The 248-nt window shown below is 44.8% G+C and carries 1 protein-coding gene; it reads right to left on the reverse strand.

The window, feature by feature from the left end:
- Positions 1-248: molecular chaperone (locus Q1A40_RS23065; RefSeq protein WP_300006107.1), on the reverse strand; the 248-nt coding region annotated here is incomplete at both ends.

Consider the following 248-nt stretch of genomic DNA (forward strand, 5'->3'; position numbering starts at 1 on the left):
AGCGTAAGCTGAGATAATGTCTGATACCAGGGCGTGACATTCTGTAGCGTGATAACGTTATTTTTATAGTCCGCCTTTAAATCGTTTGCCGATGCGGTTTTATTTTCTATTTTTTGAGGGCGATAAAATAATTTAATCACGGACTCGACACCAATAGTGACCCGGGCCGCGACTGCCGGAGTCGCGGAGTCAGCTAATTTGTCGGAAGCCGGAATAGCCAGAAAACTCAGATAAAATACGGATTCCCT

Source organism: uncultured Cedecea sp. (assembly GCF_947498825.1).
In the GTDB taxonomy this organism is placed as follows: Bacteria; Pseudomonadota; Gammaproteobacteria; order Enterobacterales; family Enterobacteriaceae; genus JGM124.